The organism is Pseudomonas sp. FP2300 (assembly GCF_030687595.1).
Taxonomy (GTDB): domain Bacteria; phylum Pseudomonadota; class Gammaproteobacteria; order Pseudomonadales; family Pseudomonadaceae; genus Aquipseudomonas; species Aquipseudomonas bijieensis.
This window is the reverse complement of the sequence record NZ_CP117440.1, coordinates 5,961,458-5,975,046: the sequence shown is the minus strand read 5'-3', so window position 1 is coordinate 5,975,046 and position 13,589 is coordinate 5,961,458. Positions and strand designations below refer to the sequence as shown.

The 13,589-nt window shown below is 63.0% G+C and carries 11 protein-coding genes; 6 read left to right on the top strand and 5 right to left on the bottom strand.

The annotated features are described in order from the left end of the window. The first annotated feature begins 33 nt into the window (after positions 1–33). The 4 genes from PSH86_RS26570 to PSH86_RS26555 all read left to right on the top strand — a co-directional run bounded on the left by PSH86_RS26570 (position 34) and on the right by PSH86_RS26555 (position 6,609). A complete protein-coding gene (locus PSH86_RS26570; protein WP_109756269.1) occupies positions 34–2,418 on the top strand; it encodes a hybrid sensor histidine kinase/response regulator in 2,385 nt (794 codons plus the stop codon). Positions 2,419–2,490: 72 nt separating this feature from the next. After that, entirely contained in the window at positions 2,491–4,140 is a 1,650-nt protein-coding gene (locus PSH86_RS26565) for an acyl-CoA dehydrogenase family protein (protein WP_305486010.1), read from the top strand. 263 nt (positions 4,141–4,403) lie between these two features. Then, entirely contained in the window at positions 4,404–5,903 is a 1,500-nt protein-coding gene (amn, locus tag PSH86_RS26560) for an AMP nucleosidase (protein ID WP_163858942.1), read from the top strand. Between the two features lie 139 nt (positions 5,904–6,042). Then, on the top strand, positions 6,043–6,609 hold the full coding sequence (locus tag PSH86_RS26555; RefSeq protein WP_162893925.1) for a pseudouridine synthase: 567 nt from the start codon (positions 6,043–6,045) through the stop codon (positions 6,607–6,609). Here PSH86_RS26555 and PSH86_RS26550 read toward each other — a convergent pair. Together PSH86_RS26550 and PSH86_RS26545 are read right to left on the bottom strand one after the other, a co-directional pair. Next, positions 6,604–6,813, bottom strand: coding sequence for a DUF2788 domain-containing protein (locus PSH86_RS26550; protein ID WP_007937369.1), 210 nt, complete (start codon positions 6,811–6,813; stop codon positions 6,604–6,606). The genes PSH86_RS26555 and PSH86_RS26550 overlap by 6 nt on opposite strands. A gap of 256 nt (positions 6,814–7,069) precedes the next feature. Beyond that, positions 7,070–7,549 carry an Lrp/AsnC family transcriptional regulator gene (locus PSH86_RS26545; protein WP_003185723.1) on the bottom strand — a complete coding sequence of 160 codons (480 nt, stop codon included), beginning with the start codon at positions 7,547–7,549 and terminating at the stop codon, positions 7,070–7,072. A gap of 414 nt (positions 7,550–7,963) precedes the next feature. Here PSH86_RS26545 and PSH86_RS26540 point away from each other — a divergent pair, with 414 nt between their 5' ends. After that, positions 7,964–8,974: a DUF6515 family protein gene (locus tag PSH86_RS26540; protein ID WP_109756265.1), complete on the top strand. Its 1,011-nt coding sequence runs from the start codon at positions 7,964–7,966 to the stop codon at positions 8,972–8,974. A gap of 129 nt (positions 8,975–9,103) precedes the next feature. On the opposite strand, the gene PSH86_RS26535 is transcribed toward PSH86_RS26540, so the two are convergent. Together PSH86_RS26535 and PSH86_RS26530 are read right to left on the bottom strand one after the other, a co-directional pair. Next, positions 9,104–9,997 (bottom strand): cation diffusion facilitator family transporter, encoded by an 894-nt coding sequence (locus tag PSH86_RS26535; protein WP_232201644.1) that lies wholly within the window; start codon positions 9,995–9,997, stop codon positions 9,104–9,106. 28 nt (positions 9,998–10,025) lie between these two features. Beyond that, positions 10,026–10,445 (bottom strand): polyribonucleotide nucleotidyltransferase, encoded by a 420-nt coding sequence (locus PSH86_RS26530; RefSeq protein ID WP_109756263.1) that lies wholly within the window; start codon positions 10,443–10,445, stop codon positions 10,026–10,028. Between the two features lie 95 nt (positions 10,446–10,540). On the opposite strand from PSH86_RS26530, the gene hrpB reads away from it, so the two are divergent. After that, complete coding sequence (gene hrpB / locus PSH86_RS26525) at positions 10,541–13,060, top strand: ATP-dependent helicase HrpB (protein ID WP_305486005.1); 2,520 nt, start codon at positions 10,541–10,543, stop codon at positions 13,058–13,060. Positions 13,061–13,078: 18 nt separating this feature from the next. Here hrpB and PSH86_RS26520 read toward each other — a convergent pair whose 3' ends face one another. Beyond that, positions 13,079–13,582: a hypothetical protein gene (locus tag PSH86_RS26520; protein ID WP_305486002.1), complete on the bottom strand. Its 504-nt coding sequence runs from the start codon at positions 13,580–13,582 to the stop codon at positions 13,079–13,081. Positions 13,583–13,589: the final 7 nt, after the last annotated feature.

Genomic DNA, 13,589 nt, shown 5'->3' with positions numbered 1-13,589 from the left:
TGACTCAACCGGACAGGCCACGCTGGGACTTAAATGCGCTATTTGCTGATGTTGCTGCTGTGCTTGTCCCCTCTGGCAAGTGCTCTGGAATTCGATGAATTCACCCAAAGCCTGCCCTTGGGTCATGCCCTGCAGGTGTTCGAAGATGCGGGTGGCACTGCCACCATTGATGATGTCCTGGCCCAGGCTGCCACCGGCGCCTTCAAGCCCCATGACAAAGCCACGCTGAATGCCGGTTACTCGCGATCAGCCTTCTGGTTGAAAATCGACCTGCACTACCGCCCCGGCAATCCGGACGCCCAGCGCACCTGGCTGCTGGAACTGGCGTACCCGCCGCTGGACCACCTGGATTTGTATCTGCCAGATGCCGCCGGGGGGTACCGCCTGGTGCGCCAGACCGGCGATGCGTTGCCATTCGCCAGCCGCGAGATTCGCCAGAACAACTACTTGTTCAGCCTGGATTTCAAGCCTGAGCAGCGGCAGGTCCTGTACCTGCGCCTGCAAAGCCAGGGTTCGATCCAGGCGCCATTGACGCTGTGGTCGAGCACCGCCTATCTCGAACAGCAGCCGGTGCGCTTGTATGTGTTGGGGGTCATCTATGGCGTGCTGCTGGGAATGCTGGTGTACAACCTGTTCATCTACCTGAGCGTGCGTGATACCAGCTACCTCTATTACATCTTCTATATTGCCTCGTTCGGCCTGTATCAGTTGTCGGTCAATGGTGCGGCCGTGGAGTATTTCTGGCCGGACAATCCCTGGTGGGCAAACGCCGCGACGCCGTTTTTCATCGGCTGCGCGGGCCTGTTTGGCAGCCAGTTCGCCCGCAGCTTCCTGCAAACCGCCCGGCATGGCCGTTGGCTGGATCGCATGCTGCTGGCACTGATCGCCTACAGCGCGGTGGTGGTCGGCCTGTCGTTGATGACCAGCTATGCCTTGGCGCTGCGCCTGGCAACGGCGTTGGCGCTGGTATTCACGGTGGCGATCTTTGCCGCCGGGTTGTTTGCCTGGTGGCGTGGCCTGCGGGTGGCACGTTATTTCATCATTGCCTGGTCGGCGTTTCTGCTGGGGGGCATCATCAATACCTTGATGGTGCTGGGTTACCTGCCGAATGTATTCCTGACCATGTACGCCAGCCAGATCGGCTCGGCCATCGAAGTGGCGCTGTTGTCCCTGGCCCTGGCCGACCGTATCAATGCCATGCGCGAACAGCAGGCCCAGACCCTGTTGGACGCGGGGCAGAAACTCGAAGTGCTCAACCAGCAACTGGCCCACGGCAACAAGCTCAAGGATGAATTCCTCGCCACCCTGACCCATGAGCTGCGCACGCCGATGAACGGCGTGATCGGTTCCCTGGAATTGATGGAAACCGTCGAGATGGACGAGGAACTGACCCAGTATCAACAGACCGCCGCCGGTTCGGCGCGGGACATGATGCGCATGGTCAACGGCATCCTCACGCTTACCGAGTTGCAGGCCGGCAAGCTCAAGGTCTATCCGGCGCCGTTCAGCTTGCGTGGGGTGGTCGAGGCGCTGCAGGTGCAGTTCGGCGCCAATGCCGCGGCCAAGGGCCTTGATTTCAAGGTCGACGTGGCCCCGGGCCTGGCGGACCGACTGCTCGGTGACAGTGGCAAATTGGCCCAGTGCCTGGAATGCCTGCTGGACAACGCCATCAAGTTCACCCGAGTGGGCGGCCTGGCGCTGCGAGTCAGTGGCAGGCCGACGGAGCTTGACCGGCTGATGCTGTCCTTTGCCGTGATCGACACCGGAATCGGCTTTACCGACCTGGGGGAGGCGACCTTGTACCAGCGTTTCTTCCAGCTCGATGGTTCGATGACCCGCGAATATGGCGGCCTCGGCGTGGGCCTGGCCATCTGCCGGCAACTGGTGGAACTGCTGGGCGGGCGCCTGACCCATACCTCCGAGCCCGGTCGCGGCAGCCGTTTTCATTTGAACGTGGAGTTTGACCTGGCCTTGCCGGCAGCTGTGCCGACGCCGTTTTCCTTCGGTGGTCGCCAAGGTTCGCGCCTGCCACAGGATTGCACGGTGCTATTGGCGGATGACAACAGCATTGATCAGTTGGTCATGCGCGGCATGTTGCTCAAGCTCGGTTATCGGGTGCGCACTGCCGACAGCGGCCGTGCGGCGCTGGATCTGCTGCACGGCGAGAGCTTCGATGCGGTGCTGCTCGATTGCCAGTCGCCACCGCTGGACGGTGTGTCGGTCTGCTGCCAGATCCGTACCTTGTCCGGTTGCGAGGAACTGCCGGTGCTGGTGGTCAGCCCGAACCTGGGGCAAGAGCGCTGCCCGTCGGGCGCGCTGATCGATTACCTGAGCAAACCGGTGAAGTTCGAGACACTGCAGGCGACGCTCCAGCGCCGTGTGCTTTGCCACGGGCAGGGTGAAAGCGCCGATATTTAGGCGGATATGACACTTTGTTCGGCCTGGGGGCGGTGCTTAACTGAACCTCCTGGCTGATCGAGGAGCCCTGTCATGAACCTGCACCAGTTCGCTGAAACCCACGACGTCACCAATCAGCCGCCATCCCTGGATGGTGCCAACCTGTACCGCATCGACCTGCCGTTGCAAGAATGGTCGCGGCGTTTCGGCGCTGGCTGGGCGCAGGCGCGGATAGATGCGTATGGGGCGCTGGCCGGTGGGCCGTTGATGGAAGCGGGCTTCCTGGCCAATCAGAACAAGCCGGTGTTCTCCAGCCATGACCGTTATGGCCATCGCATCGACCTGGTGGAATTCCATCCCGCTTATCATCAGTTGATGCGTACCGCCGTCGAGCACGGCCTGCCCAGCTTGCCCTGGGCCCATCCACAGCCCGGCGCCCATGTCGCCCGTGCCTCGATGACCTATCTGCACAGCCAGGCCGAAGCCGGCACCGGCTGCCCGCTGACCATGACCTTCGCCAGCGTACCGGCGCTGCGCTTGCAGCCGGACCTGGCCGAACGCTGGCTGCCAAAGGTGCTCGCCACCGAATACGACCCGCGCAACGTTGGCATGGCGCACAAGGCCGGGGTCACCATCGGCATGGCAATGACCGAAAAACAGGGCGGCACCGATGTCCGGGCCAACACCACCAAGGCCTATCCGGTGGGCGCCAGCGGTCCGGGCCAAGCCTATGAACTGGTGGGCCACAAATGGTTCTGTTCGGCGCCGATGTGCGACGCCTTCCTCACCCTGGCCCAGACCGACAAGGGCCTGACCTGTTTCCTGCTGCCGCGCCATCGCCCCGACGACACGCGCAATCAGTTCTACATCCAGCGCTTGAAGAACAAGCTGGGCAACTGTTCAAACGCCTCCAGCGAAGTCGAGTTCCGTGGCGCACTGGCCTGGATGGTCGGTGAAGAAGGCCGAGGCGTGCCGACGATCATCGAGATGGTTGCCATGACCCGCTTCGATTGCATGGTCGGCTCCAGCGCCCTCATGCGCCAGGCGCTGACCCAGGCCAGTCACCACTGTGCCCACCGCAAGGTTGGCGGCAAGCTGTTGAGCGAGCAGCCGCTGATGCAGAACGTCCTGGCTGACCTGGCGTTGGAAAGCGAGTCCGCCCTGGCCTTGAGCCTGCGCATGGGCCAGGCGCTGGACCACTTGAATGACGAGCACGAAGCCAAGTTCGCCCGGCTGGTGACGGCGGTAGGCAAGTACTGGATCTGCAAGCGCGCCCCCGCGATGATCAACGAAGCCGCCGAATGCATGGGCGGCGCCGGCTACGTCGAAGACAGCATCCTGCCGCGCCTGTACCGCGAAGCGCCGGTCAACTCGACGTGGGAAGGCTCCGGCAACGTGCAATGCCTTGATGTGTTGCGCGCCTTGTCCAAGGAGCCCGGTGTGCTGGAGGTCTTGTTCAGCGAATTGGGCGACGGCCACGGCGACAAGCGCCTGGCCGGGCACATCCACCAATTGCACGCAGCGTTCAAGGACACCGACGACATCCAGTACCGCGCCCGGCAATTGACCGAAGACGTCGCCGTCGGCCTGCAGGCCAAGTTGTTGCTCGAGGCGGGAAACAGCGACATCAGCGACGCCTTCATTGCCAGCCGCCTTGGCTCGGCTGGCCGGGTATACGGTGCCTTGCCCCGGGGCCTGAATGTCGAAGCCATCGTCACCCGCTCCACCCCCCATGGTTTCTAGGAAGACCGCGAAACCCTTGATCCAGCATCTGTGGTGACTGACACACCGCCATCGCGAGCAAGGGATTGGCGGTGAATGAAGGGTTTGTAGTCACTGGAGGTCAAGGGTGGGAGCGAGCCTGCTCGCGATGGCGTCGGCACATCCAACAGCTCTGGTGACTGACGCACCGCTATCGCGAGCAAGCTCGCTCCCACAGGGATTGTCGATGAATGATCGAGCGCGCCAATACGCCACTGTTCCCGTCGGGCGGCGATGCAGGCAAGATGAAGGCCTGCAAGTCAGAACACAGGAAGCTGATCGTGACCGAAGCGTTTATTGTCGTTCAAACCGCCGAACAAGCCGTGGATCGTCTGGCGGCCCTGCACGAGCGTGCGACCACCGCGTTGAATCAGGCGCTGATGCGTTATCTCAAGGACCGCGTCGAGCCGGATGCCGAGCAACGTGCGTTGTTTCGCTATCCGGCCTTGCGCCTGACCTATCACTGCCACGGCGAAGTCCCGCAAACTACGCGTGCCTACGCCAAGGTCCAGTTGCCCGGCACCTACAGCGTCACCGTCACCCATCCCGCCGCGTTCCGTAAGTACCTGCTGGAACAGCTGGTCCCGCTGATGCACGACTTCACCGTCACCGTGGAAGTCGGTGTCAGCGAGCAGAACATTCCGTACCCGTACGTGGTGGAGCAGGGCGATGAACTGGCCGGCTCCGGTGTAACCGCCGCGGTACTGGCGCGGGTGTTCCCCAGCACCGACCTGTCGGCCGCCACCGACGGTATCGCCGACGGTCTCTACGATTGGGAAAACACCGACCCGCTGCCCCTGGCGCTGTTCGATGCCGCGCGGGTGGATTTTTCCCTGCGTCGGTTGGTGCATTACACCGGCAGCGACTGGCGTCATGTGCAGCCGTGGATCCTGCTGACCAACTATCACCGCTATGTCGACCAGTTCATCGTCCACGGCCTGGAGCAACTGCGCAGCGACCCGCGCTTTGTGCGCATGGTCCTGCCGGGTAACGTGATCATCGACAAGAACATGGACCACGGCGAAGCGTCGGCCATCGCCGCCGGTGTGGTCTGGCACCGCTACCAGATGCCGGCCTATCACCTGCAGACCAATGATGGCCATGGCGTGACCTTGGTGAACATCGGTGTCGGCCCGTCCAACGCCAAGAACATCACCGACCACCTGGCCGTGCTGCGCCCGCATTGCTGGTTGATGATCGGCCACTGCGGCGGGCTGCGGCAGTCCCAGACCATCGGTGACTACGTGCTGGCCCACGCCTACATGCGTCGCGATGGCATTCTCGACCGGGTGGTGCCGCCGAACATTCCGATTCCGGCCCTGGCCGAAGTGCAGATGGCGCTTCAGCAGGCTGCGGCGAATATCACCGGTGAAAAGGGCGACGAGCTGAAAAAACGCCTGCGCACTGGCACCGTGCTGACTTACGACGACCGCAACTGGGAGCTGCGCTGGGCCCAGGAGCGTCCGCTGATCAACCTGTCCCGCGCCGTGGCGGTGGACATGGAAAGCGGCACCATTGCCGCCCAGGGTTATCGCCTGCGGGTGCCCTATGGCACGTTGCTGTGCGTCTCGGACAAACCTTTGCACAGCGAGATCAAGTTGCCGGGCTCGGCCAACGCGTTCTATGAGCGCGCGGTCAACCAGCACCTGAAGATCGGCATCGAGGCGTTGGACCTGCTGCGCACCGAACTCAACTCGCTGCATTCGCGCAAACTGCGCAGCTTCGACGAGCCGCCGTTCCGCTGATACGGCGGTGGTTATTTAGCGGTCAGGCCACTAGCATTAGCGGCCCTGACCGCTAGATGTTGTGTTCGCCATGTCACGCCCCCCACGCCCTGTTTCCCGCCGCCCTGGCGCGAAACCCCCAGCTTCCGCGCCGCGCCGTGTGGCCAAGGCGCCGCCAGCCGAGCCAAAACTGATCCTGTTCAACAAACCTTTCGATGTGCTGACGCAATTCAGTGACGGTGAGGGGCGGGCGACGCTCAAGGATTTTATCGACGTACCGGGCATCTACCCGGCCGGACGGCTGGATCGCGACAGCGAAGGCTTGCTGTTGCTGACCAACGACGGGCAACTGCAGGCACGCATTGCCGATCCCAAACACAAGCTGGCCAAGACCTACTGGGTGCAAGTGGAGGGCGAGCCGAGTGCCGAGCAATTGCAGCGTTTGCGCGCCGGGGTGGAGTTGAACGACGGCATGACCTTGCCGGCCGAGGCCCGCCAACTGGACGAACCGCAATTGTGGCCGCGCAATCCGCCGGTACGTTTTCGTAAAAGCGTGCCCACGAGCTGGCTGGAACTGGTGATTCGCGAAGGACGCAACCGTCAGGTGCGACGCATGACCGCCGCCGTGGGCTTGCCGACATTGCGCCTGGTGCGTGTCAGGATCGGCGACTGGACGATCGAAGGGCTCGACCAGGGCCAGTGGAAAGAAGTGCCGGCGCGCTTATAGCGTCCCGGATTCGATCAGGCCAATCACCACGCTCTTGATGACGAATGCGGCCACACCGAGGCCCAGCACGAAAAACAGGATGAACGAGCCGAAACGCCCGGCCTTGGACTTCTTCGCCAGGTCCCAGACGATGAAACCCATGAAAATGATCAGGATGCTGACCAGGCCGGTCATCATCCACTCTTCGAAAACAGCAGGATCCATCAGGACACTCCGACGTGAGCTGGGTTGAAAAGGCGCGGCGAGTATACGGCATGGGGGGCGGGCGAGGGGTTGGCCTGCGGCGGTGTGTCGCAGCTATTCGTCGCGTGCTGTAGATTTTGTGGCGAGGGGATTTATCCCCGCTGGGCTGCGAAGCGGCCCCTAAACCAAGCAACTCAGTGTGCCAGGAAGATTGAATTTACTTCTTCAGGGCTGCTGCGCAGCCCAGCGGGGATAAATCCCCTCGCCACAAAAGCAGTCAGCTACGCAGATGAGTCAACGGCAGTTCAGTGCTGTTGAGCACCTGGTTCAGCACAAAACTCGAGCGCACGCTGGTAACGCCATCGATGCGCGTCAGGTGCCCCAGCAACAGCTTCTGGTAATGGTCCATGTCCGGCACCACCACCTTGAGCTGGTAGTCCGCGTCCATCCCGGTCACCAGGCTGCATTCCAGCACTTGCGGCAGGTTGCGGATGGCGGCTTCGAAGTTTTCGAAACGTTCAGGGGTGTGGCGGTCCATGCCGATCAGCACATAAGCCGTCAGGCTCAGGCCCAGCAGCTTGCGGTCGAGCAGGGCGACCTGGCGGGTGATGTAGCCGTCATCCTCCAACTGCTTGACCCGTCGCGAGCAGGGGGAGGGCGACAGGCCGATGCGTTCGGCCAGTTCCTGGTTGGAGATGCGCGCGTCGCGCTGCAATTCCGCCAGAATGCTCAGGTCGTAACGGTCGAGTTTGCTCATCGGTCGGGCCTTTATCTTGATAATTGCGGCAGATTATCTATCCTGGGTTAAAAATTGCGCAAGTGATGTTTATTTCCGCAATCTTCGCAATCATCCATCGACGCTCCAGGCTTATGCTTACCACCAAGATCACTGCTCGGACAAACAGTCCAGTGCAGCCCGCCCAATCAGGCCGGCTGCGGTCGCAGTACCCACCGGTACTGGCAGGCCCCCGAGCTGCACACTGTCCAGAAGACGGCGTGAGGTGAGCCGACGTCATAAGCGTCGAGCACGGACGAAATTCTCAAGGGGAGGCCGACGGGCCTCCCTTTTTTAATGCCTGCGAAATAAACCCCGTGGCTGATAATCTGTCGCAGAACCGGCCTGGGCTTTTCCAGTCTTATCTTCAGGCCCTGAACCGTTGTGAGGAATTTCATGAAGTCGCGCATCTGGCGTTTGGCAGGTGTTGGTCTGTTGTGGGCAAGTGTCAGTGCGCAGGGAATGGCCGACGATCAGCAAAACCGAGGCGGCCCGGACGGCGGTCGCGGGCAGGACGGGCGCGGCGGCAACGGCCAGGGTTACTCGGGCCAGCCGCGGCCGCAGAGCAACGAAATCATCCGGGGCGACAACAGTCGTCAGTTCGAGGTCAAGCCGCAGCCGCCGTACCAGGGCGGCCAACATTATGATCGTGGACCTCAAGACCCCAACGGCCATGGCCGCCCGCAACCGCAGCCTGGCAACAACCTGCCGATCCAGGGCCGGCCCGACAGCGTGACCCAGACCCGCGAACCGCAACCGGGATATTACCGCGACATCCCTCGTCGCAATGACGGCTATCCGAACGCAGGTCCGCGACCTGACCATGACGGCCGTCCCGATCAGCATTGGCCCGGTCGACCGGGTGGCCACGGCAACGGTTGGGGGCCGGGACCGCAATACCGTCCCGGTTATGTGATCGACCGTTTCCCGGATCGTAACTACCGCGTGCCTTATCGCGGCCAGGACTATTTCTATTCGGGCGGCTACTGGTATCGCCCGCAAGGACCGCGGTATGTCGTCGTGCAGCCACCACGGGGCATTCGCACCCGCTATCTGCCCGATTATGCCCGTGAGGTCTGGATCGGCAGTTCGCTGTTCTTCCTCGCTGCGGGTGCCTATTACATCTACGAAGCCAATACCCAGGATTACGTCGTGGTCGAGCCGCCTGTGGCCAACCCGCAACCTCAGCCTCAGGGCAACAGCTTTGACGTGGTGGCCTATCCGGCCAACGGCCAGTCCCCCGAGCAGGTCAATCAGGATGGCTACGACTGCTATCGCTGGGCGGTGCAGCAGAGTGGTTTCGATCCGCGCAACTACACCTATCCACCGGCGCCGGAAGTGGTGCAGACCTATCGGCAGGCCCAGGGCAGTTGCTTGAGCAGTCGTGGGTATCAGGTGACGTACTGATCACACGGTATAGAAGCAGTTCCCTGTGGCGAGGGAGCTTGCTCCCGCTGGCCTGCGCAGCAGGCCCAGGATCTTGCGGTCGCTGCGCAACCGAGCGGGAGCAAGCTCCCTCGCCACGGGTGTTGGGCATCAAGCGCTGGCGCGCTTCACCACTTCCGAAGGATCGGCATGCACCAGCACTTCGGCCTTTGGATAAGCATTGTGGATAGCATCGGCGGCCTGGTCGCTGATGCCGTGGGCCACTGACAGGGTCAAATCCCCTGGCAATTCCAGGTGCAATTGCACGAACCAGTGGTTGCCGGAAATCCGTGTACGCAGGTCATGGGCACCGAGCACGCCGGGCACGGCGCAGGCCAGTTCCAGCATATGTTGGCTGACGTCGGGCGGCAGTTCCTCATCCATCAGCACCGCGAAGCTTTCCCGGGCGATCTGGATGGCGCTCCACAGGATGTACGCCGCGATGCCCAGGCCGAACCAGGCGTCCAGTTGATACCAGCCGAACCCCGCCAATACCAGGGCGACCAGGATGCTGCCGTTGAGCAACAAGTCGGAGCGATAGTGCAGCGAGTCGGCACGCACGGCGTTGGAGCCGGTGGCGCGGATGACCCGATGCTGCAACGCCAACAAAGCCAGGGTCAGCCCGAGGGAAAACACGATTACGCCGACGCTGAGCCAGGGCGCGTCCACCGGCACCGGGTTTTTCAGGCGTTCGAAGGCCTGCAAGGCGATCAATACCGCACTGCCGCCGATGAACAGCGCCTGGGCCATCCCGGCCAGGGACTCGGCCTTGCCGTGACCGTAGCGATGGTCATCGTCGGCGGGACGCAGGGCGTAATGCACCGCCAGCAGATTGAGCAGCGAGGTGACGCCGTCCAGTGCCGAGTCGGTCAGCCCGGCGAGCATGCTCACCGAGCCGCTGAGCCACCAGGCCAACGCCTTGGCGACGACCAGGATAAGTGCCACGGCCACCGAGGCCCGGGTGGCCAGGCGTAGCAGGCGAGCGTGTTCGGTGCTGGCGGTCATGGCGCGGTCGTTCCTTCTGTGGCGCCGGTCATGCGGCCGGTTTGAGACCGAGCGCGGCCAGTTGCTGGGCGCTGCCCTTGTGCTGGATCAGCCGTGGATCGTCCAGCGGGAAGCTGCGGCCCAGTTCGTGTTCCAGGATCGCCTGCAACTTGTGGTTATTGACGGTGCCATCGGGGTTGATGGCCGGCTTGAGTTTTTCTGGCTCGATCTGGACGCTTTTGCCCGGTTCGAAATAAATGGCGCCGGTGGCGAAGTCCACGGCGAAGGCGATCAGGCCAGGGATGATGTAGAACAGCAGGCCGACGGCATCGAGCGCGGCAATCGCCGGGTCGATCTTGCCATCAATCTGGCCGCGACGGTCCGGGTAGAAGATCGAGCCACAGGCGCTGATCTGAGTCAGCAGGGAGGCGACCAGCACGCCACCGATCACGCGAAAGGGAATACGCATAGCAATCTCCTGAACAGGTAAAGGCGTTGCTGGTTGGAGTCCAGACCACGCTAAACAGTTCGCCGTTATACTCGGCCCTCTGTTTTGGAGCCAGCATGATTTCTTTGCCGATTGATGAAGTTTTACCCGCCCTGCGTCAAGCCTTGGCCTCACGCCACGAAGCCGTGCTCGAGGCGCCGCCCGGTGCCGGTAAAACCACCCGTGTGCCCCTGGCCCTGCTGAACGAGCCCTGGCTGGCCGGGCAGACCATCCTGATGCTCGAGCCCCGGCGCCTGGCGGCACGGGCGGCGGCCGAGCGACTGGCCAGTGAACTGGGGGAAAAGGTCGGTGAAACCGTCGGCTACCGGATTCGCCTCGACAGCAAGGTCGGGCCCCGGACCCGCATCGAGGTGGTCACCGAAGGCATCCTCACACGCCGCTTGCAGGATGATCCGGCGTTGGAAGGCGTGGGGCTGCTGATTTTCGATGAGTTCCACGAACGCAGCCTCGATGCCGACCTGGCCTTGGCCTTGAGCCTCAACGGCCGAGAGCTGTTTCGTGACGACCAGCCGCTGAAGATTCTGCTGATGTCCGCCACCCTGGAAGGGGAGCGCCTGGCCGGGTTGCTGGACGATGCGCCGATCCTGCGCAGCGAAGGGCGTATGTTCCCGGTGGCGGTGCGTTGGGGGCGGCCGTTTCAACCCGGTGAATTCATCGAGCCGCGACTGGTGCAGACCGTGCTGGAAGCGCTGCACGATGAAACCGGCAGCGTCCTGGTGTTCTTGCCCGGCCAGGCGGAAATCCGCAGGGTCCATCAACAACTGGCCGAGGCCTTGGGTGAAAACACCGATGTGCTGCTTTGCCCCCTGCATGGCGAGCTGGACCTGGCGGCCCAACGCGCCGCCATCGACCCTGCGCCACCGGGCCAGCGCAAAGTGGTGCTGGCCACTAACATCGCCGAAACCAGCCTGACCATCAACGGCGTGCGGGTGGTGATCGATGCTGGCCTGGCGCGGGTGCCGCGTTTCGACCCGGGCAGCGGCATGACCCGTCTCGACACCCAGCGCATTTCCCGGGCCAGCGCCACCCAGCGGGCCGGACGGGCCGGTCGATTGGAACCGGGCGTGTGCTATCGATTGTGGTCCGAAGACCAGCATGAACAACTGGCTGCTTACGGCAGTGCGGAGATTCTTTCGGCGGATTTGGCCGGGTTGGCCCTGCAACTGGGGCGCTGGGGTGTGGCGCCGCAGCAATTGGTCTGGCTCGATGTCCCGCCGGCCGCTGCATATGCCCAGGCCCAGGATCTGCTGCAACGCCTGGGCGCGCTGGAGGGCGAGCAACTGACCCGCCACGGCCAGGCCATGGCCGAACTGCCGGCCCACCCGCGTATCGCGCATCTGCTGCTGCGCGGCCAGGCGCTCGGGCTGGCGGACATGGCCTGTAACGTCGCTGCGCTGCTGGGCGAGCGCGACATTCTGCGCGGCGCCGGCGCGGATCTGCACAGTCGCCTGGCCTTGTTGTCCGGCGAAGAACGGGCGGCGCGGGGCGCCCAGGGTGGGGTGCAGCGGGCGCGGCAACTGGCCCGGCAGTATCGCGGTTATCTACGGGGCAAGGCCGAAGAAGCGGTGGCCGACCCCGAGCATCCGCGCTGGCTCGGTGCGTTGCTGGCGCTGGCCTACCCCGACCGCGTCGCCCAGCAGCGCCGGCCCGGCGGCGCGGAATATCGCTTGGCCAATGGCCGTGCTGCGCTGTTTGCCGAAGCTGACAGCCTGATGAAACAAGCGTGGCTGGTGATCGCCGACCTGGGCAGCCGCCATGGCCAGCGGGAAGAGCGGATCTACCTGGCGACGGATTTCGACCCAGCGTTGTTCGATTCGGTATTGGCCGAGCAAGTCCGTGTTGTGGATCAACTGGATTGGGACGAGCGTGAAGGTGTGCTGCGTGCCGAGCGCCAGCGCAAGGTCGGCGAACTGGTGCTCAGCCGCGAGCCATTGATCGGCCTGGATGAGTCAGCCCGTAGCCAGGCCCTGGTAAACCTGGTGCGTCGCAAGGGCCTGGAATTGTTGCCCTGGACCCCGGAACTGCGGCAATGGCAGGCGCGGGTGGCGCTGCTGCGTCGCCTGGACCTGGAGGCCAAGGGCGAGAGCGAGTGGCCGGATGTCAGCGACGTGGCGTTACTGGACAGTCTCGAACATTGGCTGATGCCGTATCTGGGGCGAGTCTCGCGCCTCAGTCACTTCGCCAACCTGGACTTGTCCAGCATCGTTCACAACCTGTTGCCCTGGCCCCTGCCGCAACGCCTGGATGAACTGGCGCCGCACCATTTGAGCGTGCCCTCGGGCTCGTCCATCCGGCTGGACTACAGCGAGCACCCGCCGATCCTGGCGGTGCGCTTGCAGGAGCTCTTCGGCCTGGCCGACACCCCGCGCATTGCCGGCGGGCGGCAGGCGGTCAAGTTGCACCTGTTGTCACCGGCGCGGCGACCGGTGCAGGTGACCCAGGACCTGGCGAATTTCTGGCGCAGCACCTACGCCGAGGTGAAGAAGGACCTCAAGGGGCGCTATCCCAAGCATTACTGGCCGGACGACCCCCTGGTGGCGGAGGCGACGGCGCGGGTCAAGCCGCGTAAACCCTAGTGCCCTGTATCACAAAGACTATTTCAGATGCCTCGAGACGATATCTGCAATCAAAAGACCTATTTTTTCGCTGAAGGCCACTGATACCTGACCGTTGGCATACTGGATCCTGGCCGGTGCGAGGGATTCGTCGCTTTCGGTCACGCCCTTTACAACGGCATATCCATTGACCGATACGGTCAGGCGAACTCTCTTGACCGACAAGCCATGGCCAAAGTCCTTTTGCAGGACGTCCGCCGGGACAATGCCTGAAATTCTGGGGTCCGCTAGCGGCGAGCTTGCATCTCTATCGTAGTGGTTGAAGAACCGCTCGATGAGTACGCCCTCTACCTGCTCGAATGTGAACGCCAGGTTGTCGAAAAGTCGGTGTGGGTCGAATTCCTGTGTTCTCAGGCAGAACGTCAAGACCTTCAAGATGACTTGCGACCCTTTGAAATTAGGGTTACCCGCAGGCGGATGAGTGCTTTCGGAGAAATGGAGCCGGGTCAGGTACAGGGCATCGTCCTTGACCAGGATATTCAAGTCGATC